Source organism: Teichococcus globiformis (assembly GCF_042646265.1).
Taxonomy (GTDB): Bacteria; Pseudomonadota; Alphaproteobacteria; order Acetobacterales; family Acetobacteraceae; genus Pseudoroseomonas; species Pseudoroseomonas globiformis.
Genome location: NZ_JBHRTN010000018.1, coordinates 903,285 through 921,526, shown reverse-complemented (window position 1 = coordinate 921,526; position 18,242 = coordinate 903,285). Strand labels below are relative to the sequence as shown.

Genomic DNA, 18,242 nt, shown 5'->3' with positions numbered 1-18,242 from the left:
CCGTGAGCGCCACAACCGCATCGCCGGGCGCCGGGACTGGGGAGCCGGTGCTGACCCTGAAGTCGCGCATCGGCTTCATGGCCATGGTGTTCGGCATGTTCATGGCGATCCTGGACATCCAGATCGTCTCGGCCTCGATCTCCGAGATCCAGGCGGGCCTTGCCGCCAGCCCCGACGAGGCGAGCTGGGTGCAGACCTCCTACCTGATCGCGGAGATCGTCATGATCCCGCTCTCGGGCTTCCTGTCGCGGCTGCTTTCCACGCGGGTGCTGTTCACCGCCTCGGCCACAGGCTTCACCGTGTTCTCGCTGCTCTGCGCCCTGGCCTCGAACCTGGGCGCCATGGTGGTGTTCCGGGCCGCCCAGGGCTTCATCGGCGGCGCCATGATCCCGACGGTGTTCGCCGCGTCCTTCATGCTGTTCCCGGGAAAGAAGCGCGCCTCGGCCATGGTGATCATCGGGCTGACGGCGACGCTGGCGCCGACCCTGGGCCCGACGCTCGGCGGCTGGCTGACCCAGGCCCTGTCCTGGCACTGGCTGTTCCTGATCAACGTGCCGGTGGGCATCGTCATCGCCCTGGTGGTGTGGAACACGGTGGACATCGACAAGCCGGACCACGGGCTGCTGAAGCATTTCGACTGGTGGGGGCTGCTGGCCATGGCCTGCTTCCTCGGCAGTCTGGAATACGTGATGGAGGAGGGGCCGCGCTGGGACTGGCTGGATGACGAGGCGGTGCGCTGGTTCAGCGCCCTGTGCGTCGTGGCCGGCATCGCCTTCTTCTGGCGGGCGCTGACCCGGCCGGAGCCGATCGTGGACCTGCGCGCCTTCCGCGACCGCAACTTCGCCATCGGCTGCCTGTTCGCCTTTATCCTCGGCATCGGGCTGTACGGCTCGGTCTACCTGATTCCGCTCTTCCTGGGGCGGGTGCGCGACTACAACTCGCTGCAGATCGGCGAGGTGATGTTTATCACCGGCCTGTGCATGTTCTTCACCGCCCCGCTGGTGGGGCGGCTGCTGAACAAGGTGGATGTGCGCATCCTGATCTCGGTGGGGCTGCTGCTGTTCTTCTGGGCGATGTGGGACACGGCGACGCTCACCGTGGACAGCGCCTTCCCGCAGATGGCCTTCGGCCTCGGCCTGCGCGGCGTCGCCATGATGCTGTGCATGGCGCCGATCAACCAGGTGGCGCTGGGCACGGTGCCTCCGGCGCAGCTCAAGGGGGCGGCGGGGTTGTTCAACCTGATGCGCAACCTGGGCGGCGCGGTGGGGCTGGCAGGCATCAACACCCTGGTCCAGGACCGCTCCTATGCCCACCGGCTGCACCTGGCCGAGCAGCTGAATTGGGCTCGCCCGGGGGTGAGCGATCACCTGGCCAGGATGACGGGCGTCCTGGAAGGCCGGCTCGGCGGAGCGTCGGAAATGGCGGCGCTCGGCCGCATCAAGGGCATGGTGACGCAGCAGGCGCTGGTGCTGGCCTATAACGACGTGCTGGTGGTGATGGGGCTGCTCTTCCTGGCTTGCCTGCCGTTGGTGCTGCTGCTGCGACGTCCACGGCCGGGCGGGGGTGGGGCGGAGGCGCACTGAGCCTCCGCCCGAGCCTCCCACCCCTGCCGGGCCTCAGTTCATGGTCATGCAGCGGCTGCGGCTGTCCTCGCGCCGCGTGATCACCTGGCAGGTGATCCACTTGTTCTCCTTGCGCAGCACATAAGCGATGCCGCCGAGGTTGCCGGCCATGCCGGTGACTTCCCAGCCCTCATTCAGCAAGGCTTCCAGGGATTGCTCGATCTCCTGGAAATGCGTCACCTGCCCGGGCGGCGGCGACTGCGCCAGCGCCGCGGGGCCCGAAGCGGCCAGAAGCAGCAGTGCGAGTGCGGCGTGCCTCACCGGATCAGCCCCGAAAGCGGGCTGGACGGGTCGGCGGCGTAGTTGCGGGGCATCCGCCCGGCAAGGTGTGCGTGCCGCCCGGCCTCCACCGCCGCCTTCATGGCGCGGGCCATTCGCACCGGTTCGCGCGCATGGGCGATGGCCGAATTCAGCAGCACGGCATCGCAGCCCAGCTCCATGGCGGCCGCGGCCTCGCTGGCTGTGCCGATGCCGGCATCCACCAGCACCGGAACCTTGGCCTCGCGGATGATGGAATGCAGCATGAACGGGTTGGACAGGCCAAGGCCGGAGCCGATCGGCGCGCCCAGCGGCATCACCGCAACGCAGCCCATCTCCTCCAGCCGCTTCGCCGCCAGCGGATCGTCGGCGCAATAGACCATGACCTGGAAGCCATCCTTGATCAGGGCCTCGGCCGCCTCGAAGGTCGCCGGCATGTCTGGATAGAGGAAGGGCGGTGGGCCCAACACCTCCAGCTTCACCAGGTTCCAGCCACCGGCCTCTCGCGCCAGCCGCAGGGTACGCACGGCATCCTGCGCCGTGTGGCAGCCGGCGGTATTGGGCAGGTAGGTGTAACGCTGGGGGCTGACGAAATCCTGCAACATCGGTGCATTGCGGTCAGACAGGTTCACGCGACGCACCGCAACCGTGACCATCTCCGCTCCGCTGGCCTTGATGGCGGCCGCCGTTTCCTCCAGCGACTTGTAGCGGCCGGTGCCGACAATCAGCCGCGAATGGAACCGGTGCCCGGCGACCTCCCAGAAATCCTCGTGGAGTTCGTGTGACACGCGATCAGCCGCCGCCGATGAAATGAACGATTTCAAGCTGGTCGCCCTGAGCCAAGGCCGTGGCGTCGTAGGCCGAGCGCGGCACGATCTCCAGGTTGCGCTCCACCGCCACCTTGCGGGTGTCGAGGCTGAGATTGGCCAGCAGCTGGGCTACCGTGACCGCCGGCTGGATCACCCGGGTTTCCCCGTTGACCGTGATTTCGATGCTGTCCGCCATGGCGCGGAATGTGGCCCCCCTGACAGAAATGCGAAAGGGGGAGGGTTGTCATTCGCGGCGGCAGGAAACGTCCTTGCCTTGTTCCGGCGCGCGAATCGCCTGTTATCAGGGGATAAGGGAACGGCCTGCGGACGTTCCGCCGGCCTCCGCATCGGTGAGCCGGGTTGTGGGGGGGGCCGACTCGGGCGCAGCCGCGTCATTGGCGTTCGACGGCATGTCCGAGCGTGCGGATGGATGGCCCTCCTGGCTGGAGGTGGGTCCTGCCGCGGGCGGCGGCGCGGCAGCGCCCGGCAGCGAGTCCACCGGAAGGCCTGGGGGCAGAAGGCCGGGCAAGGCATGCGGTACCGCCTGCGGGATCGACGCCGGCAGCGGCTCCGGGGCTGGGGCGATGGGGCGCGCCACCTCATCCGGGCCTGGAGCCGCGTGCGGCACGGTGACGGTTCCCGTGCCGGGCGCAGGCACCGGGGCGGGGGCAGGCTCGGCCAGGTTCGGCACGGTGTAGTCGGCGACGATGCGGGCCTGGGTGCCGGCGATCACCAGGACCTTCTGGCCAATGGCCAGTGGCGTTTCGTCCCGCTGGGTGACGGAAACCAAATCTCCATTGGGTTTGCGCACGATGTACTCGTAGCCCTGCGTAGAGCCCACGCCTTTCTCCGCCGCGGTGCCGAGCAGCCCGCCCACCAGCCCGCCGCCAATGCCGGCAAAGGCCGAGGTGATATCGCCACCGCCGACCCGCGTGCCGGCCACGCTGCCCGCCGCGGCGCCGGCCACCCCGCCGGCCGAGCCGTCGGCCAGGATCTCGACCTGCCGGCGCCCCACCACGATGCCGGCCTCCACCTTGTTCGCCTGCTGAACGGCGCGGCCGGAATAGGCATCGGGCGAATAGCTCGGGCTGCAGGCGGCAAGCGCGGCTAGGGACAGGGCCAGCAGCAGGGAGAGCGGGGCGGGCCGGGCAAGGGCGGTCATCGGGGCCTCCATTGTCGGACGCAGGGTCCGGGCTGGAAGCCTGCGCTGCGGCGCAACCTAGGGAGGCAGGGCGGCGGTGTCACCCTGTGGTTGCCCCCACAGCGTCGAACCATTGCCTGGAGGCGCGGAGGGTGCCTGATGCTCGTCGTCGCCGGTCGGCTTCGCCGCCAAGCCTGCGCATCTGGATACGGCGCTGGGGCCCGGCGCATCGGTGGCGCAAGGTGGTTCGCGCGCCTTCGCAGGTGGCGGGGCGGCTTGCGGTGGCGAAACCCCCCGTGCTACCGCCGCCGTCCGGATGGACGGAAACCGCCGTTGTCCCGGCAGGACGGAAACGCAACCTTGAACCCGCCGCTGATCTTCGTTTTGAACGGTCCCAACCTGAACCTGCTCGGCACCCGCCAGCCGGAGATCTACGGGGCGGAAACGCTGGACGACATCGAGGCGCTTTGCGCCGAGACGGCGGATGCCCTCGACCTCGCCATCGATTTCCGGCAAAGCAATGTCGAGGGCGAGCTGATCTCCTGGGTGCAGGAGGCGCGCAGCCTGGCGGCGGGCATCATCATCAACCCGGCAGGCTACTCGCATACCTCCGTCGCGCTGATGGACTCGCTGCTGGCCTCCGATCTGCCGGTTGTCGAGGTGCATCTGAGCAACATCCACCGCCGGGAATCCTTCCGGCACCTGTCCTACGTCTCCAAGGCGGCGCAGGGCGTGATCTGCGGGCTCGGCCCGCATGGCTACGCCCTGGCGCTGCGCGGCATCGCGGGCATCCTGGCCCAGGCCGAGCAGGATTGAAGGACCAACAAGGTACTGGCATGAGCGGCATTTCCTTCGGCCCGGACGCGATCCGGGCGCTGGCGCAGATCCTGCGCGAAACCGACCTCACCGAGATCGAGCTGGCCGATGGCGAGCAGCGCGTTCGCGTGACCCGCAGCCCGCCTGCCATCGCGCCGGTTGCCTATGCCGCCGCGCCTTCTGCCGCCCCGACCGCGGCACCGGCGCCGGCCATGGCCGCGGCCGTGCCTGCCCCCTCCGCCGAGGTGGATGCCTCAACCCCGGGTGCCGTGACCTCGCCCATGGTGGGAATCGCCTATCTGGCGCCCGAGCCGGGTGCCGCGGCCTTCGTGACGGTTGGCGCCAAGGTGGCCGCGGGGCAGACCCTGCTGCTGATCGAGGCGATGAAGACCTTCAACCAGATCAAGGCGCCGAAGGCCGGCACGGTCACGCGCATCCTGATCGAGAGTGGCGCGCCGGTCGAGTATGGCGAGCCGCTGATGGTGGTCGAGTAAGCACCCATGTTCAGGAAGGTGCTGATCGCCAACCGGGGCGAGATCGCGTTGCGCGTTCACCGGGCCTGCCAGGAAATGGGCATCCGCACCGTGGCCGTGCACTCCACCGCCGATGCCACGGCCATGCATGTCCGCCTCGCGGATGAAAGTGTCTGTATCGGCCCGCCTGCCGCGCGCGACAGCTACCTGAACGTCGCGGCCATCCTGTCGGCCGCCTCCATCACCGGCGCCGAGGCGATCCATCCCGGCTACGGCTTCCTGTCGGAGAACGCCTCCTTCGCGGAGATGGTGGAGGCCCATGGCTTCACCTTCATCGGCCCCACGGCGGAGCATATCCGCATGATGGGCGACAAGATCGCCGCCAAGCAGGCCATGGCCTCGCTGAACGTGCCGCTGGTGGCCGGCAGCGATGGCGAGCTGGCCAGTCTGGAGGAAGCGCGCGAGGTCGCCGAGCGGATCAAGTATCCCGTGCTGATCAAGGCCGCCGCCGGCGGTGGCGGGCGCGGCATGAAGGTGGCGCACAGCGCCGATGAGCTGGAGGAGGCCTGGCGCGTCGCCCGCACCGAGGCCAAGGCCGCCTTCGGCAACGACGCCGTGTACATGGAGAAGTACCTGGACCGGCCGCGGCATATCGAGCTGCAGGTGATGGCCGATACCCATGGCAACGTGGTGCATTTCGGCGAGCGCGATTGCTCCCTGCAGCGCCGCCACCAGAAGCTTGTGGAGGAAGCCGGCTCCCCCGTGCTGACCGCCGCCGAGCGTGATGCGCTGGGCCGGCAGGTGACGGAAGGGCTGTCCAAGCTCGGCTACCGCAACGCCGGCACGCTGGAGTTCCTGTGGCAGGACGGCCAGTTCGCCTTTATCGAGATGAACACCCGCCTGCAGGTCGAGCACCCGGTCACCGAGATGGTCTGCGGCATCGACCTGGTGAAGGAGCAGCTCCGCGTCGCGGCGGGCGAGAAGCTCGGCTACGCGCAGGAGGACATCGCCTTCAGCGGCCACGCCATTGAGTGCCGCATCACGGCCGAGGATCCGGAAAGCTTCGCGCCTTCCCCGGGACGGGTGAACACCTACCACGCGCCGGGCGGGCTCGGCGTCCGCGTCGATAGCGCGCTGTATTCCGGCTATTCCGTGCCGCCGCATTACGACAGCCTGGTGGCCAAGCTTGTGGTGCACGGCAAGACACGGGCGGAGGCCATTGCCCGTATGCGCCGCGCTCTGGAGGAGATGGTGGTGGACGGCATCCGCACCACCTTGCCCCTCCACCAGCGCATCATGGCGGACCCGGAATTCCAGTCGGGCGACTACACCATCCACTGGCTGGAGCGTTTCGTCGGCCTGCGTGGCTGAGGCTGGCTTGCCAGGCCGGTGAGGGGGCGGGGCAACCGTGCCACGGCCACCCTCATTAAACGGCTGTGCCGCCTGGCCGGGCGGCACACGCCGCGCCGGGCGCCAGGGTCACGGTGCCGCTTTTTTTCAGCGGAGATCCGATGACAGGCATGACCGCCCATGATCCCGAGGCGCAGGTGATGCAAGGCGAAGCGCCGGCCCGGGACGGCGCCTGGTTTCCCCGTCGATTGTCTGTGCTGAAGCCGTGGCTGCTGGCGGGGGTGGGGCTTGCCATGGCCCTGCTGGCGATCGGCGCGCTTCAGACCCTTTCGCAAGAGCTGAACTACGCCGCCGTCACGGCCGCCTTCCGTGAGCGGCCGCTTGGCGTGATCCTGGCCGCCATTGCCGCGACCGTGGTCAGCTTCGGGGCCATGGCAGGGTATGACCTATCCGCCCTGCGACATATCGCGCGCGGGGCGGTGCCGCCGCGCATCGGCGTGCTGGCGGCCTTCTGCGGCTTCGCCCTCAGCAATTCGGTGGGGGTGGGCGCCTTCACCGGCGGCGCCGTGCGCTGGCGCATCTATTCCGCCGCGGGGCTGGACCCGACTCGGTTGACCCGCGTGCTGGTGTTCGTCACCGGCAGCTTCGTGATCGGCCTCTATGCCGTGGCCGCGCTAGGGCTGCTCTACGCCGCCGAGCCCATGGCGGGCTGGTTCGGCCTGCCCGCCTCGGCCCTGCGGCTGCTGGCCCTGAGCCTGCTCGGGCTGCTGGCTGGCTTCGCGGTACTGGGGCGGCTTCGGCGAGGAGTGCGCCTCGGCCGCTTTGCCCTGCGGGTGCCTCCGGCGCGGCTGATCCTGTGGCAGGGGCTGGTGTCGCTGGTGGATATCGGCGCCGCCGCCACGGTGCTGTGGCTGCTGCTGCCACCCGGCGCGGTGGGCTTGCCGGATTTCATGGCCCTCTACGCGGTGGCGATCGCCATCGGCGCCGCCAGCCACCTGCCCGGCGGGATCGGCGTGTTCGAGGCCGTGGTGCTGACCGCGTTCCGCCACACGGAGGTGCCGCTGGACGAGGTGGCCGCGGCCCTGCTGCTCTACCGCGCCATCTACTTCGCCCTGCCTTTCGGCCTGGCCGTGCTGTTGCTGGCAGGGTTCGAGGTCAGCCGGCGGGCGCATCTGCTGCGGGGCGGCACCAGGGCGGTGCGGGCGGCGACGCGGCTGATGCCGCGTTTCCTGGGTGCGGCCTCCTTTGCAGCGGGGGCGGCCCTCCTGCTGGGAGGCGTCACGCCGCCGATCACCGGCGACACGCCAGGCCTGCTGGCACCGGCTTTGCCTACCACCGTGTTCGAGCTGTCGCACCTGCTGGCCAGCGTGGGTGGGCTGGCGCTGATCTTCGTTGCGCACGGGCTGGTGCACCGGCTGGATGGTGCCTGGTGGCTGGCGCTGGTGCTGACGGGCGTTGGCCTGGCCCTGTCCATCGCCCGGGGCGGCGGCGCCCTGGAATTGCCGTTGCTGCTGGTGCTGGGCATTGCGCTGCTGGTGTCGCATTCCCGGTTCGACCGCAGGGCACGGATGCTGACGCCGAGTCTGACACCGGGCTGGTGGCTGGCGGTGGCGGGCGTGGTGGCGGCCGCGGCGTGGCTGCTGTTCTTCGCCCATCGCGACGTGGAGTATTCCCGGCAACTCTGGTGGCAGTTCGAGCTGGACGCATCCGCCCCGCGCGGCATGCGGGCGACACTGGGTGCCGTGCTGGCGTTGTTCGCCGCCGGGCTCTGGACCCTGTTGCGCCCGGCCCGCAGCAAGAGCCATCCGCCAACGCCGGCCGAGCTGCAGCGGGCGGTTGCCATCGTCGAGGCGCAGGAGCGGGCGGACGCCAACATGGTGCGCATGGGCGATAAGGCCCTGCTGTTCACCGAGGCTGGCGACGGCTTCCTCATGTACGGCCGGCGTGGCCGCTCCTGGATTGCGCTGTTCGATCCGGTCGGACCGAAGCCGGCTCAGCTCGATCTGGTTTGGCGCTTCGTGGAACTGGCCGACGCGCAGGGCGGGCGTGCCGCCTTCTACCAGGTGCGGCCGGAAACCCTGCCGCTCTACATCGATGCCGGAATGCGGCCGCTGAAGCTGGGCGAGGCAGCGCGGGTGCCGCTGGCCAGCTTCGAACTGAAGGGCAAGTCGCGCCAGCCGCTGCGCTCCGCCCTCAACCGGGCGGAACGGGAAGGGCTGCGCTTCGAGGTGGTATCTCCGCCGGAAGTCGAACCGTTGCTGCCGGAACTGGAAGCCGTGTCGCGCGAATGGCTGGACCAGCACAAGGCAAGGGAAAAGGCCTTTTCCCTTGGCGCCTTCGAGCCGGGCTATGTGGCTTCGCAGCCGGTGGGAGTGGTGCGCGGGCCGGAAGGCGGCATCATCGCCTTTGCCACGTTGCTGGAAGCGCCGGGGCACCGCCATGACATGTCCATCGACCTGATGCGCCACCGTGCGGAGGTGCCGCCCGGCACCATGGACTTCCTGTTCCTGCGCCTGATCCTGAGGGCCAAGGAGCAGGGCTATGCCTTCTTCGACCTGGGAATGGCACCGTTGTCCGGCCTCGCGGCGCACCGCCTGGCACCGGTCTGGTACAGGTTGGGTGGGCTGGTGTTCCGCCGGGGTGAGCGTTTCTACAATTTCCGCGGCCTCCGCGCCTTCAAGGAGAAGTTCGAGCCGGTCTGGGAGCCACGCTATCTTTGCACGCCGGGCGGGCTGGACCCCTGGGTGGTGCTAGCCGATGTGGCGGCGCTGCAATCCGGCGGGCTGCGAGGGGTGATCGGCAAATGAATCGGCGGCTCCTGTTCGGCACGCTGGCGGCGGCTCTGCCTTTGGCGCGGCCGGCCCTGGCGCAACGCGACACCTCGAAATGGCTGATCGAGATGGTGCCGAAGGCGCGCCGCGGTGACGTGTTTGCCATTATCCTGTCCGGCGATGGCGGCTGGCGCGACCTCGACAGGCAGGTAGGACGGTATCTGCGCGATGCCGGGGTGCCGGTGCTGGGCTTCGACTGCCTGAACTGGTTCTGGACCCGCCGCTCACCGCAGGAAGTGGCGGAGGAGCTGGACCGGGTGGTCGCGCTCTACGCCGCCAAGTGGCAGGCGCCGCGCGTGGCGCTGGTGGGTTACTCCTTTGGCGCCGACGTGCTGCCTTTCGCCTGGAATCGCATGACGGAGGCGAACAAGGCGCGCGTCATGCTGATTGCCCTGCTGGCCTTTGCCAAGGACGCCGCCTTCGAGATCAAGATCGGCGATTTCATCGGCCTGTCCCGTCCCAGCGCTCTGCCCACGGCACCCGAGATCCCGGGCCTGCCGCCCGCCCTCGTGCAATGCACCTATGGGTCCGAGGAAGAGGCGGATACCGCCTGCCTGGCCTTTCGCGGCACGGAGGCGCAGATCGTCCGCACGGGAGGCGGACATCATTTCGACGAGAACTACCGAGCCCTGGCGGATCGCCTCCTGGCGCGAATCCTGCCTGCGGGTTGAACATCCCGCGCGCATCCCTGGCGTGGCCGCGACCGTGACGCCATGATGCAGGCACCATGTCACGCCGAGCGGTGATGATCACGCCAGAGCTGCTGCTGCGGGCTTATCGCGCGGGACTTTTCCCCATGGCGGAATCGCGCGAGGCCGGCCGGCTCTACTGGCTTGACCCCGAGCGGCGTGGCGTTATCCCGCTGGAAGGCTTCCACCTGCCCCGGCGGCTGCGGCGCACGGTGCTGTCGGGGCGCTTCACCGTGACGGCTGATACGGATTTCGCGGCGGTGATCGCCGGCTGTGCCGAGCCCGCGCCAGGGCGGGAGGATAGCTGGATCAACCCGGAGATCGAGTGGCTCTTCACCGCCCTGCACCGCATGGGCCACGCCCATTCCATAGAGGTCCGCGAAGGCGATGCGCTGCTGGGCGGGCTGTATGGGGTGGCGCTGGGCGCGGCGTTTTTCGGCGAAAGCATGTTCAGCCGTGCGCGCGACGTGTCCAAAGTGGCGCTGGTGCACCTGGTGGCCCGGCTACGGGCCGGTGGCTTCACCCTGCTCGACACGCAGTTCATCACCGAGCATCTGACTCAATTCGGCACGGTGGAAATCCCCCGCGCCGAATACAAGATGCGGTTGGAACGCGCCGTGAATGCCGAGGCGCGTTGGCAAACGATGCCCGAGGAACTGGAAGCGGAAATCCGGCGGCTCTGATGAGCCGCCGTCATCCCTAGTTGCGAGCTGGCTCGGCCCAGATCAACTCTTCGCCCGAGAGGGGCAGTTCTTCCAGCTCGGTGAGGAAGTTTTCCGCCCAGCGCATCGCGGTCTGCTCCTCCAGCCCGGACATCATCCGGGTCCAGCGGTCGCGTCGCTCGGCCAGTGGCATGCGCAGCGCACGGTCAAGCGTCTCGCCCATGGCCTGCGCGTCCAGCGGGTTGACCAGCAACGCGCCGTCCATCGTCTCGGCCGCGCCGGCAAACTGGGACAGGATCAGCACGCCGGGATCTTCCGGGTCCTGCGCCGCCACATACTCCTTGGCCACCAGGTTCATGCCGTCGCGCAGCGGCGTCACCAGGCCCACCCGGGCAGCGCGATAGAAGCCGGCCAGCGTATCGCGCGCCATGGCCCGGGCCACATAGCGTACGGGCGTCCAGTCGAAGGTGCCGTAATCGCCATTGATGCGCCCGGCCAGGCTGTCGAGTTCCCGCTTCAGGTCGCGGTAAGAGGCCACCTCGTTGCGGCTGCGGGCCGCGACCTGCAGATAGGTGACGTTGTTCAGGTGCTCGGGGAAATTGGCCAGCAGGGCGGCCACGCCGCGCATCCGGTGCGGCAGTCCCTTGGTGTAATCGAGCCGCTCGGCGCCGACGATCAGGGCGCGGTCGCCCATGCTCTTGACCAGGCGCTGCGTTTCCGGCGTGAAGGCGGCTTTCCGCGCCAGGGTGGCGAAGCCGCGGGTGTCGATGCCGATCGGATGGGCGGCCAGCTGCGTCCGCCGCATGTGCCCTCCCGACTCGCCGCGCACGCCGCCTTCGGCATCCACTTCCAGCCCTAGCCCCTCGCTGAAGCAGTTGACCAGTCCGGCCAGGTCGCGCCGGGTTTGCAATCCGACGAGATCGTAAGCCAGCAAATCCTTCAGCAGCTTGTCGCAATCCGGTAGGGCGGAGAGCACGGCAAAGGGCGGGAAGGGGATGTGAAGGAAGAAGCCGATGCGCTGCTTGGCACCCAGGGCGCGCAGTTCCGCCGCCAGGGGAATGAGCTGGTAGTCGTGGATCCAGATGGTGTCTTGCGGCCCCAGCAGGGGCAGAAGGGCTTCCGCGAAGTCGCGGTTGACGCGGCGATAGGCCTCCGCGTGCTTGCGGTCGTATTCCATCAGCCCCAGGCGGAAATGGAAGAGCGGCCACAGCGTCGCGTTGGAGAAGCCGGCGTAGAAGCCCTTATGGTCCTGCTCGTTCAGGTCGATCGTGGCGTAGTCGATGCCGGCCGAGCGGATGCGCCGCGTTTCGCGCGAAGTTGGCTCCTTGCGCGTTTCACCGCTCCAGCCGAACCAAAGCCCGCCGCTGGATTTCAGGACGTCCTTCAGCGCAACCGCCAGGCCACCCGCTGTGGGCTCACCGCGTCGCGGCACCGCCACGCGGTTCGAAACAACAACTACCCGCCCCACAGACCGTGCTCCCAGGAACGGCTCAAGCGCATCGCCGAAAGGATGAGGCCAACGTGCGAATAAGTCTGAGGAAAGTTCCCCCAGAGCTGATTCCGCTTCGGATCCAGGTCCTCCGCCAGCAGCCCGAGGTGATTCCGACATGAGAGTATTTCTCCGAACATGGCGCGCGCCTCATCCAGCCGGCCAGCAGCGGCGAGGGCATCCACGTACCAGAACGAGCAAACCAGGAAGGCGGTTTCCGGTTTCCCGAAATCGTCGGCCATATCGTAACGATACAGGAAACCTTTGTGCATCAGCTTCTCCCCGACGCGATCCAGCGTGCCGAGGAAGCGGGGATCGGTGGCCGGCAGAAAGCCGATCTCGGGCAGCAGCAGCAGGGCGGCATCCATGCCGTCGCTCTCGAAGCTCTCGACAAAGCTGTTGAGGTCCGGGCGGAACGTCTTGTCACAGATCTCGGCGTGCAACTCGCGCGCAGCCTTGGCCCAGCGCTCAGCCCGCTCGGGCAGGCCGAGATGCTTGGCGATTCCCGCCAGCCGCGCCATGCCGGCCCAGCACATGGCGGCCGAGAAGGTGTGGATGCGCTCCCGCCCACGATATTCCCAGATGCCGGCATCGGGCGTCAGGGCGCGCTTCTCCGCCTGCTCGCCCAGCGTTTCCAGCAGGTGGAACAACGCTTCGCCGGCTGGGCGCGGCAGGCGCTGGTCGAAGAACATCTGCGCCGCCGCCATGATGACAGAACCGTAGACATCGTTCTGCACCTGCTCGGCCGCCTGGTTGCCGACCCGCACCGGCCCCATGCCGAGGAATCCAGGCAACGCTTCCTCGATCCGCTCCGGCATGGGCAGGGAGGGCACCAGCGGGTAACAAGGTTTCAGCTCGCCATCCGGGGAGATGGCCACCACGTTCGTCACGTAGCGGATGTATTCTTCCATGGTGCGCGTGGCGCCGAGCCGGTTCAATGCCTGCACGGTGAACAGCGCGTCCCGCAGCCAGCAGTACCGGTAATCCCAATTGCGCTCGGTGTCGGCGGCCTCGGGGATGGAGGTGGTGAGCGCGGCCACCACCGCGCCGGTTTCCTCGAAGGTGCAGAGCTTCAGGGTGATGGCGGCGCGGATCACTTCTTCCTGCCACTCGAAGGGTAGGTGCAGGCCGCGCGTCCAGTCGAGCCAGTAGGTTTCCGTTTCGCGCAGGAAGTCCTGGCCCAGGATATCGGCGTTCTCCGTCACCGTCTCGTCCGAGCCGAGCAGCAGGGTCACCGGTTGGTCCAGCAGGAAGGGCGCTTCCTCCGCCAGGCAGGCGATGGGCGCGTCGGTGGTGACGCGCAGCGCGTTCTCGTCCGAGAAGTAGCGCAAGTGGTTGGAGCCGGAGCGGCGCACGGGCTTGTCTTTGCCCCAATGCGCCCGGGGCCGGATGCGCAGGCGGATCAGTGGCGTGCCGGATAGCGGCTCGATCCGCCGCACCAGCATGGGCGGGCGGAAATTGCGGCCATAGCGGCGGAAACGAGGCGCAAAGTCGGTGATGCGCAGGCGGTTGCCCTTGCCGTCCTCCAACTCGGTTTCCAGCACGGCGGTGTTGCGGCGGTAGGATTGATGGCTGCGCGCCATGCCCACCATCTCGCATTCCATGAAGCCGTCCTCCGGCTCCTTGCCACCCAGAAGGGCGGAGAATACCGGGTCGCCGTCGAAGCGGGGCCAACAAAGCCAGGAGCAGCGTCCCTGGCGGTCGAACAGCCCGGCAATGATGCCGTTGCCGACGGGGGCGAGGTCGAGGGGCTGGCTCATGCCTCCAGCCGGTCCGCGAGGCGGGTGAGCCATTGATGCACGGCGGCTGGCCCGCTGAAGTCGCGCGGGATGCGGTAGCCGGTGCCACCCATCGCCCGGCAGGCGGCGATGCCGTGCTCGTCGGTGACGTCGTCGCCGATAAAGAGCGGGGTACGGCGGGCAAAAGGGGTGTGACGCATCAGCCAGGCTACGGCGGTGCCCTTGTCGGCCGCGCGCGGGCGCAGCTCGGCGGCGCAATGGGCCGGCAGGACCTGGAAATCGGTGCCCTGAACCAGCCCTTGCAGAAAGGCGTGAGCAAGCTCTCCCTGTTCCGGGACGGCACGGAAATGCACAACGAAGCCGTGCCGCTTCTCTTCCAGCAGCATGCCGGGATGGGCCTGCACGAAGGCCTCGGCCGCATCGCGCCAGGCGGGCGGTGGTGAGGGCGGCGGAGGCGTGCCGGGAATGGCGCTGCCCGGGAGGCCCTGGCTGTCGATGATGCTGCCATGTTCCGCGGCGAAGGCGATGGGCGGGGCGCCGGAAAGCGAGCGCGCTACCTCCAGCCCGCGCCCGGTGACAATGGCCACCGCGCCATCCAGCGCGGCGGAAAGCCGCGTCAGCAGAACGGGCAGGTGCTGCGGCACCACCACTGCGTCTGGACGCTCGGCGATCTCGATCAAGGTTCCGTCCAGATCCAGGAACAGGGCGGCATCGGCCCCGGGAAGCGGCGGCATGGCGGGATCATCGAGCAGGACGGTGGCTTGCATGGTCACTCCGGTTGGAGCCGTGGCCGGCTCGTGGCGGGACAGGCTGCCTTAGCTGGCCTCCAGCATGACCCGGACGCGGCGGCGTGGCGAGAGGGCGCGCCGCGAATGTCGGCAGCCTTCCGCCCAGGCAACGAGCGGGAGGGCAGAGCGGTGCTCAGCCTCACGCCCTTGTGTGCAATCGCCTCAGTGACATTCCAGCACCCGAAGATCGTAAACCGGGTGCTCCAGCATGGCGATGCCGGGAGCATTGGCGAACATCCACCCGGCAAACACCGCGTCGCCGCCGGGGGCGCCCTGAGGCGGGCCGAGCGGCCCACCGCCCCGCGGTGCGGCAGGGGCGGCGCCGGCGGCCGAGGCGTTGCGCGTGTCCGTTACCTGCAGCCATGCGGCTGCGTCGGGCACTTCCTCAGGCGGGCGAGCATTGCAGGCGCGCACGGTGATGAGCAGCGTGCCATAGCGGGTCGGCTGGTTCAGCGGCGCTTCCAGCACCGTGACGCGGGCGGTGACCTTGTCCAGCGCCTGCAGCCGGGCAGTGCGCTTGGTCTGCCAGCCCGCATCGGGGATGGAGGGCTGTGCTGTCGGTGCCGGGCTGCCAGGCCAGCCCTGAGCCATGGCGCCGGGTGGCAGAAGGAAGGCCGACAGCAGCGCCAGGGAAAATGCGGTGGCTGTCCGCATCACGCCGCACCACTGCGGCGCGGGCTGGGCAGCGCGGCCACCATGTCGGCCAGGATGCGGCGCATCCCGGCCTCGTCCACGCCCATCAGCACCGCATCCTCCAGCAGATCGCTCAATACCTGCACCGCTTCGGCATGGTTCTCGGCCAGAACCTTGAGCTTCTCGCGGCATGCAACCGGCTGGCCTGCCGCGCCGGGCCAGCGATCGGGCGGCGCCAGGCTCACGGACGGGTCGGAGCCGGTGCGGGTGTTGCGCTACCGCCCTGGCGCGCGCCTTCACCCGTGCCGCCTTCCTGGTTGCCGCCCTGTTCGCCGGTGCCGGCGTTGAGCTGCGTCACCGAGAAGATGAAGCGGCCCAGCAGCGCTTCCAGGCTGACGGAAGACTGGGTGATGGTGATGGTGCCGCCGCTGGGCAGCATCCGTTCCGAGCCGCCAGGCACCAGGGCGATGTACTTGCCGCCTAGCAGCCCTTCGGAGGTGATCTCGGCCGAGCTGTCCTCCGGCACCTCAATCCCCGGCTGCACGTTCAGGGTCAACACGGCCAGGTAGGTCCGGGGGTCGATATGCTGCTCGACCACGCTGCCCACCCGGACGCCGCCGATGCGCACATCGGCGCCCGGCGAGATGCCGTCGATGTTGTCGAACCGCGCGGTCAGGCTGGTACCGCTGCCGCTGGTGAAGTTGCGCCCGGACTGGCCGATGGCGAAGAAAAGGAAGCCAGCTGCGACCGCGATGATCACCGCTCCGGTCAGGATCTCGGCCCAGTTGCGGCCCTGCGTCGCGCCCGCCATCAGCTGCCCGGCGTCCAGGCTTCGTAGTCACCCGCGGTGGGCGGGCGGCGGTTGGCGCTTTCCACATGGGTGGGCGGCCGGTATGCCTGCGGCGTTCCCGTGCGGTTCGGCCGGTGTTCCTGCTGCCAGCCATAAAGCTTCTGCTCGGGCAGGGGCGCGTCGGTCACGTGGTGCAGCCAGCAATGCCATTCGGCCGGAACGGAGGTGGGATCGGCCGCGCCCTTGTAGATGACGAATCGGCGCTTGCGGCCATAGCCGAGCCAGGATTTGCGGCTCTCGTAATAAGTGTTGCCGAAGCGATCGGTGCCGATCTTGCTGGCGGTGAAGCCAGTGGTCAGCCGCTGCAGAAAGGACATTCTCTCTCTCGGTTCCAAACAGGCTGTGGGCAGGCCCTGGATATGGCGAGCCTCACCCCCGGGGGGAGGGGCGATCCGCCGCTTCCTTCGCACATGCGGCGATCTGGGGAAAGGGTTGCGGCACAGCATCCACATGTTGCGGAGCCGAGGCGCGTCGCCCACCTGATGTGGCTTTCGCCCGGCGCAGGCAAAGGGTAGCCTCCCCGCATGGCAAACCGGACTGGCACCTCCTGGCCCACTCCTTCCTGGCGCGACACCCCGTGGGGCGGCATGGCGCTTCGCCGCGTCCGCGCCGCGCCCGAGCCGGATGCCGCGCCGCGCGCCGTGGCCCTGCCCGCCGCCTGGGATGAAGAGGCGGGCGCCGCCCTCGCCGCGCTGGCTACGGGAATGGGGCCTGTGGTGTTGCCCATCCTGGCCCAAGGCTGGATTGCGCGGCTGGTTCGGCGTGGCACGGAGCTGCGGCTTCTGGACTCCGGACGTGCGGACACGCTGGCCCTGGCGCTGCACGGGTTGGTCGCCAGCCGCCGCGGCTGCCCCGGCGCCACCACCTGGCGCGGCGAGGCGCGGGCGGAGCCCCGCTTTGTGCTTAACCTTCCGGCATTTCTGGACGAGACCGGTGGCTTCGACTCGGCCGCCTACGCAAAGGCGGTGGGGGTGGCCGTCGAGTCGCTCGACATCCTGTCCGGCGGCAAGGCTACTCGTCTGCGGGTCGGCTTCGCCGATCTGGCGGGGTTGCTGGCGGCGCTGGGCCTTGCCTACGACTCGGTGGCGGCGCGCGACGTGGCGACCTGCCTCGCTGCCCTGACACGCGGTGCCGCCGAAGCCGCGAGCAGCCGCATCGCCGACCGCCTGGGCGCGCGTGAGCCGGCGGCACTGCTTTGGCCGTCGCCGCCGGCGCAGTGTGCCGTGCCGGGCCTTGCCGCCGCCGCGCGGCGGGCGCTGGACCTCGCGGGCGCCAGCCATGGCCTGCGCCACCAGGGCTGCTTCGCCCTGACCCATGCCGATGCCGCCGAACAGCTGCTGGGAGCGGAAACCGGCGGCATCGCCCCGGCCCAGGGGCCGGTGCGCTACGAGCACGACGAAACGGGCGCGGTGACGGAGCGCCCGACGCGGGCGGCATTGCGGGCCATGGCCTTGCACGGGGCGGGGGCGGCCGCGCTGCTGGCGCCGGTTCCGGCCGCGGCACGAAGTGCGATGGAGGCTGCGGTCAGCCCCTTCCTGCATGCGGCGAGCCCCGCTCCACTGGCCACGCCGCAGCCTGCGCGTCCCCTGCCGCCGCCACGTCCCGCAGCCGCGCCGAGCCAGATCTGGCGAGTGGTGGTCGGCGGACACCGGGTGACCCTGCGCGCCACCGAGGCGGCGGATGGCGGGCTCGCCGAGATCGCGCTGTTGTCGGGGCGCGGCGTGGCGGACGCCCTGGTGCAGGCTGTGAATATCGGCCTCGGGCGCGGGGTGCCGCTGTCGGACTATGTCGCCGCATTCGCCTATGGCCGGCACGGCCCCGCCGCAGGGATGGTGGAGGGCGACAGTGCCATTCTGTGCGCCACTTCCGTGCTGGACTGGGCCTTCCGGCGGCTCGCCATCGCTTATGGGGGCGAGGCGGAGGCGCGCGCCCTGTGGCCCGACCCGGCCCTGGAAGATTGCCTCACCGAGCAGGCGCCGGCCCCGGGCGACAGGGGCCCGATGCTGCCTCTGCCGTTGCCGCAACAGCCTTCCCCCGCCGCCCGGCGCCGCAGCTTCCGCCTGGTGAGCTGACCAACACCGATACGGAGTTC

At 69.2% G+C, this 18,242-nt stretch carries 19 protein-coding genes; 8 read left to right on the top strand and 11 right to left on the bottom strand.

What is annotated here, in order from left to right:
* The first annotated feature begins 2 nt into the window (after positions 1 to 2).
* A complete protein-coding gene (locus ACFOD4_RS18530) occupies positions 3 to 1,583 on the top strand; it encodes a DHA2 family efflux MFS transporter permease subunit (protein ID WP_379598792.1) in 1,581 nt (526 codons plus the stop codon).
* A gap of 33 nt (positions 1,584 to 1,616) precedes the next feature.
* Here the strand turns inward: ACFOD4_RS18530 and ACFOD4_RS18525 are convergent, their stop codons facing one another.
* From ACFOD4_RS18525 to ACFOD4_RS18515, 4 genes are all read right to left on the bottom strand, one after another.
* The gene (locus tag ACFOD4_RS18525) at positions 1,617 to 1,883 is read right to left on the bottom strand and encodes a hypothetical protein (protein WP_379598790.1); all 267 of its coding nucleotides are present in this window, start codon (positions 1,881 to 1,883) and stop codon (positions 1,617 to 1,619) included.
* Positions 1,880 to 2,668 carry a thiazole synthase gene (locus tag ACFOD4_RS18520; RefSeq protein WP_456316906.1) on the bottom strand — a complete coding sequence of 263 codons (789 nt, stop codon included), beginning with the start codon at positions 2,666 to 2,668 and terminating at the stop codon, positions 1,880 to 1,882. Before ACFOD4_RS18520 ends, ACFOD4_RS18525 begins: the two co-directional genes overlap by 4 nt.
* A gap of 4 nt (positions 2,669 to 2,672) precedes the next feature.
* Positions 2,673 to 2,885, bottom strand: coding sequence for a sulfur carrier protein ThiS (gene thiS / locus ACFOD4_RS22115; protein ID WP_456316905.1), 213 nt, complete (start codon positions 2,883 to 2,885; stop codon positions 2,673 to 2,675).
* A 105-nt stretch (positions 2,886 to 2,990) separates the two neighbouring features.
* Positions 2,991 to 3,851 (bottom strand): hypothetical protein, encoded by an 861-nt coding sequence (locus ACFOD4_RS18515; RefSeq protein WP_379598788.1) that lies wholly within the window; start codon positions 3,849 to 3,851, stop codon positions 2,991 to 2,993.
* A 339-nt stretch (positions 3,852 to 4,190) separates the two neighbouring features.
* On the opposite strand from ACFOD4_RS18515, the gene aroQ reads away from it, so the two are divergent.
* The 6 genes from aroQ (at position 4,191) to aat (ending at position 10,672) form a co-directional block, all read left to right on the top strand.
* Entirely contained in the window at positions 4,191 to 4,646 is a 456-nt protein-coding gene (gene aroQ, locus ACFOD4_RS18510; protein WP_379598786.1) for a type II 3-dehydroquinate dehydratase, read from the top strand.
* Positions 4,647 to 4,666: 20 nt separating this feature from the next.
* Positions 4,667 to 5,140, top strand: coding sequence for an acetyl-CoA carboxylase biotin carboxyl carrier protein (accB, locus tag ACFOD4_RS18505; RefSeq protein WP_379598784.1), 474 nt, complete (start codon positions 4,667 to 4,669; stop codon positions 5,138 to 5,140).
* A gap of 6 nt (positions 5,141 to 5,146) precedes the next feature.
* Positions 5,147 to 6,490: an acetyl-CoA carboxylase biotin carboxylase subunit gene (gene accC / locus ACFOD4_RS18500; RefSeq protein ID WP_379598782.1), complete on the top strand. Its 1,344-nt coding sequence runs from the start codon at positions 5,147 to 5,149 to the stop codon at positions 6,488 to 6,490.
* 140 nt (positions 6,491 to 6,630) lie between these two features.
* On the top strand, positions 6,631 to 9,276 hold the full coding sequence (gene mprF / locus ACFOD4_RS18495; RefSeq protein WP_379598780.1) for a bifunctional lysylphosphatidylglycerol flippase/synthetase MprF: 2,646 nt from the start codon (positions 6,631 to 6,633) through the stop codon (positions 9,274 to 9,276).
* Positions 9,273 to 9,971 (top strand): AcvB/VirJ family lysyl-phosphatidylglycerol hydrolase, encoded by a 699-nt coding sequence (locus tag ACFOD4_RS18490; protein ID WP_379598779.1) that lies wholly within the window; start codon positions 9,273 to 9,275, stop codon positions 9,969 to 9,971. The genes mprF and ACFOD4_RS18490 overlap by 4 nt, the downstream gene beginning before the upstream one ends.
* 56 nt (positions 9,972 to 10,027) lie before the next feature.
* Positions 10,028 to 10,672, top strand: a complete 645-nt coding sequence (aat, locus tag ACFOD4_RS18485; RefSeq protein WP_379598777.1) for a leucyl/phenylalanyl-tRNA--protein transferase — start codon at positions 10,028 to 10,030, stop codon at positions 10,670 to 10,672.
* 16 nt (positions 10,673 to 10,688) lie between these two features.
* On the opposite strand, the gene ACFOD4_RS18480 is transcribed toward aat, so the two are convergent.
* The 7 genes from ACFOD4_RS18480 to ACFOD4_RS18450 all read right to left on the bottom strand — a co-directional run bounded on the left by ACFOD4_RS18480 (position 10,689) and on the right by ACFOD4_RS18450 (position 16,467).
* On the bottom strand, positions 10,689 to 12,119 hold the full coding sequence (locus tag ACFOD4_RS18480) for an alpha,alpha-trehalose-phosphate synthase (UDP-forming) (RefSeq protein WP_379598775.1): 1,431 nt from the start codon (positions 12,117 to 12,119) through the stop codon (positions 10,689 to 10,691).
* Positions 12,107 to 13,900, bottom strand: a complete 1,794-nt coding sequence (locus tag ACFOD4_RS18475; protein ID WP_379598773.1) for a glycoside hydrolase family 15 protein — start codon at positions 13,898 to 13,900, stop codon at positions 12,107 to 12,109. Before ACFOD4_RS18475 ends, ACFOD4_RS18480 begins: the two co-directional genes overlap by 13 nt.
* Positions 13,897 to 14,646, bottom strand: coding sequence for a trehalose-phosphatase (otsB, locus tag ACFOD4_RS18470; protein WP_379598771.1), 750 nt, complete (start codon positions 14,644 to 14,646; stop codon positions 13,897 to 13,899). Before otsB ends, ACFOD4_RS18475 begins: the two co-directional genes overlap by 4 nt.
* A gap of 183 nt (positions 14,647 to 14,829) precedes the next feature.
* Positions 14,830 to 15,321: a DUF2155 domain-containing protein gene (locus tag ACFOD4_RS18465; RefSeq protein ID WP_379598768.1), complete on the bottom strand. Its 492-nt coding sequence runs from the start codon at positions 15,319 to 15,321 to the stop codon at positions 14,830 to 14,832.
* Positions 15,321 to 15,545: a hypothetical protein gene (locus tag ACFOD4_RS18460; protein WP_379598767.1), complete on the bottom strand. Its 225-nt coding sequence runs from the start codon at positions 15,543 to 15,545 to the stop codon at positions 15,321 to 15,323. The genes ACFOD4_RS18465 and ACFOD4_RS18460 overlap by 1 nt, the downstream gene beginning before the upstream one ends.
* The gene (mlaD, locus tag ACFOD4_RS18455) at positions 15,542 to 16,111 is read right to left on the bottom strand and encodes an outer membrane lipid asymmetry maintenance protein MlaD (protein ID WP_379598765.1); all 570 of its coding nucleotides are present in this window, start codon (positions 16,109 to 16,111) and stop codon (positions 15,542 to 15,544) included. Before mlaD ends, ACFOD4_RS18460 begins: the two co-directional genes overlap by 4 nt.
* Positions 16,111 to 16,467 (bottom strand): NADH-ubiquinone oxidoreductase subunit NDUFA12 family protein, encoded by a 357-nt coding sequence (locus ACFOD4_RS18450; protein ID WP_379598763.1) that lies wholly within the window; start codon positions 16,465 to 16,467, stop codon positions 16,111 to 16,113. The genes mlaD and ACFOD4_RS18450 overlap by 1 nt, the downstream gene beginning before the upstream one ends.
* A 207-nt stretch (positions 16,468 to 16,674) precedes the next feature.
* Between ACFOD4_RS18450 and ACFOD4_RS18445 the strand changes: the two genes are divergently transcribed.
* Entirely contained in the window at positions 16,675 to 18,222 is a 1,548-nt protein-coding gene (locus ACFOD4_RS18445; protein WP_379598761.1) for a hypothetical protein, read from the top strand.
* Positions 18,223 to 18,242: the final 20 nt, after the last annotated feature.